Genomic DNA, 2,669 nt, shown 5'->3' on the forward strand with positions numbered 1-2,669 from the left:
AGCCTATCCTGTGAAATAAAGGAATAACATGTATTGGAAGCCATGGACATGAACTATTTTCAGTCATAGACCGTCATTACATATACTTAAACCGGTAAACGTGAAAGGAGCGAGAAGAGGACATGATAGCCCTGATGAACAACAAAAAATTAATGATTTTAATAGTTTTTGTGCTGTGCGCAGGCTGTTTTCATGAAAAAGCCTCAACTCTGCCAACAGGTACCCAATCGAACAAACCAGACAAGCAAACTAGCGGGTTATCTGTCATTCCAGGAGAGAATATACAAGTACATGATGAAAATGCACATAAGCAGAATGTTCCTACCAAAGCCTTTACATTTGTGGATGAGCTGCAAGGTTACGGTATTACGTCTGGAAATGGAAAAGCTTCGCTCGTGCAAACTGTCGATGGTGGGGTAACTTGGAAGCCTCAGAGGGGAATAGGCAATTTGGCGGTGCCAAGCACGCTTTCTTTTCTTGATTCTCAAACAGGCTGGCTACTGACTAATGAATCTAAAGACCGGAAATCGGAACTTAGCCTAACCGCGGATGGAGGTCAAACATGGGAAGTGATTGCTCAGGACCTACCGGTGCTTGAGAAAGAGAAGGAAATTGCGTTTTTTCGGTTCTTTGATCGACAGAACGGATTGATTGCAGTTCGCAACGGCAAAGATTTGGTATTGCTTCGTACGCAAGATGGTGGGATCACTTGGCTAGCATCAAATCGTATTCCTTTGCCAAGCGAAGGCGCGATTACCTTCCTTTCATCCTTAGAGGGTTGGTTTATTGGTTCGAGCTTATTCCCAAGTCCAAGTGAAAAAAACAAGGCAGTTGTAACGTTTTACCACATGACAGACGGGGAGTCATGGGAAGAAGCAGGGAAAACACCGACATCCCTCGTGCCGAAGGCATTATCTTTTGTAGACGCTGGCCATGGTTTCGTGTTGCTGGAGTCGAATCTGCAAAATCGGGCTCAAGAGCAAGAACGGCAACTGCTTCGGACCAGCGATGGCGGCAAAACATGGAGTCTGCATACGTTTCCCGCCGCGTTCCAGCCGGTTGATAGGCGTTTAGAGGTTAGTTTCCTTACATCAAGCAGCGGCTGGCTCTGGGATGCCCAAAACTTGTGGAAAACAAAAGATGGAGGTTTGAACTGGCAATTGTTAACGCCTTAGAATTTCAAATAATTTTCTGATAAGTTACAATATCAAGGAATTTGCCCCATTTGAAGCCAACCTCGCGGAAGTGAGCGCACTGGGTGTAGCCATTTTTCGAGAACATATGAATACTAGGATTGTTATCTGCGCAAATGGTAGAGATTAAGGAATGAAAACCTTGTTCTTTGGCGAACGTCTCGATATATTGAATGGCGGCAGAACCGATTCCTTTGCCTACGCGCCCAGGTTGTAAATAGATCGTCACTTCTCCTGTGGTGGCATAGGCTTGCTTTTTTTTGTGAGGCATTACTTGAACATAGCCTTGGAGTTCTTCATCCAATGTGATCACAAAAGTTTGAAATCGCGGATTCGGATGAATAACACTTTCTGTGAATTCGGTAATTTCAACAGGCTCCGTATGAAAAGAGGCGGTGGAATTCATTACAAAATGGTTGTAAATTTCCATTAAAGGGGGAATATCCGTCGCTTCTATTGGTTTATAAATAATTGTAGACATATAAGACTCCTTCTCTTCTTTTTCAAATAGACATCTAGCATCATTCCATGTATCTTAGATATAATATCTTACTATTAAAAGAAGATAAAGTTGAACATCGCAAATAGGGGGAGTCACATGTCGGGCAGTTCAGGTTACATTCTCGTGATTGTTGTTGGAGTCATTGTACTTGCAGGTCTTACATTCATGAATCTTCGCAAAATTAGCAAATCCACTGCGGACTTGACCCAGCTTAAAAAAAGAACGCTTCTCTGGAGTGAAATCTCGCTGGCGCTGTTTGTTCTGCAGTTGTTCTTCCGTGATCGTCAGGGCGGATTCTTGCTATTCTTTGGAATTCTAACTCTTTTTACAGGGGCTCACTACCTTGGTGTACTGTATTATTCGAAAAAAAGGGGTAAATAACAAATGGAGAGGCTTTCCTAGTAGTTAGGCTACTGGAGGAAAGTCTCTTTTTTATGGGGTAATTACTCTTTCCAACTTGTTGGTTTTGTTTTCGTTGGCAATTTCAGCTTCTGGTACCATTTTTTCTTTTTCTTCTGTTCCAATAAAGTTCTTAGCTGCAGCATAACAAGCTTTGCCCTGTCCTCGTCGGCGTATTTGTCTCGTAGACGTTCAAAAATTGTAGGATCTTGCATTGGATTTGGATACCTTCTTTTCTGACTGTAAGATAAATGCGAAAAAAGGAGAATATATGTTCTTGTTTGGTTATTATAGCACATGAGTTTTCGAGATGCTAGTCAACTCTAGCTCCATGAGAAATTTTCTCGTGGGGCTATTTTATTTGCCTTTTTTAGGTAAATGCTTAGATCGAATCCTCTGAAATTTGCATTAAATAGAAAGAACCTAACCATAAAGAGGTGAAAACAATGGCTCGAGTAAAAGCAGTTCGTAAGACTGATTTCGTTTTGATTACTTGGACAAGAAATCCGCTTCATCCAGGTTCTGCGCGCAGAATCACCGCTTCTCGTGTGATCGGAAATGCCTCGCCTTGTACG

Annotated in this window: 4 protein-coding genes; 2 read left to right on the forward strand and 2 right to left on the reverse strand. The window is 42.2% G+C overall.

Annotated features, from left to right (window positions below; all coding sequences use genetic code 11):
- Positions 1–122: 122 nt before the first annotated feature.
- Positions 123–1,175 carry a hypothetical protein gene (locus tag AC1DUA_RS32990; RefSeq protein WP_477503753.1) on the forward strand — a complete coding sequence of 351 codons (1,053 nt, stop codon included), beginning with the start codon at positions 123–125 and terminating at the stop codon, positions 1,173–1,175.
- A 4-nt stretch (positions 1,176–1,179) separates the two neighbouring features.
- Here the strand turns inward: AC1DUA_RS32990 and AC1DUA_RS32995 are convergent, their stop codons facing one another.
- Positions 1,180–1,674 (reverse strand): N-acetyltransferase family protein, encoded by a 495-nt coding sequence (locus tag AC1DUA_RS32995; protein WP_477503754.1) that lies wholly within the window; start codon positions 1,672–1,674, stop codon positions 1,180–1,182.
- Between the two features lie 117 nt (positions 1,675–1,791).
- Between AC1DUA_RS32995 and AC1DUA_RS33000 the strand changes: the two genes are divergently transcribed.
- Complete coding sequence (locus AC1DUA_RS33000; protein WP_477503755.1) at positions 1,792–2,076, forward strand: hypothetical protein; 285 nt, start codon at positions 1,792–1,794, stop codon at positions 2,074–2,076.
- Between the two features lie 62 nt (positions 2,077–2,138).
- Here the strand turns inward: AC1DUA_RS33000 and AC1DUA_RS33005 are convergent, their stop codons facing one another.
- On the reverse strand, positions 2,139–2,309 hold the full coding sequence (locus AC1DUA_RS33005) for a hypothetical protein (protein ID WP_477503756.1): 171 nt from the start codon (positions 2,307–2,309) through the stop codon (positions 2,139–2,141).
- Positions 2,310–2,669 lie beyond the last annotated feature (360 nt).

The sequence above is a fragment of the Paenibacillus sp. 01T422 genome, assembly GCF_056398785.1.

What these genes read in the sequence shown, in the direction of transcription:
- AC1DUA_RS33000 (WP_477503755.1), top strand. Translation starts at nt 1,792, where the DNA reads ATGTCGGGCAGTTCAGGTTACATTCTCGTGATTGTTGTTGGAGTCATT.
- AC1DUA_RS32995 (WP_477503754.1), bottom strand. Translation starts at nt 1,674, where the DNA reads ATGTCTACAATTATTTATAAACCAATAGAAGCGACGGATATTCCCCCT.
- AC1DUA_RS33005 (WP_477503756.1), bottom strand. Translation starts at nt 2,309, where the DNA reads ATGCAAGATCCTACAATTTTTGAACGTCTACGAGACAAATACGCCGAC.
- AC1DUA_RS32990 (WP_477503753.1), top strand. Translation starts at nt 123, where the DNA reads ATGATAGCCCTGATGAACAACAAAAAATTAATGATTTTAATAGTTTTT.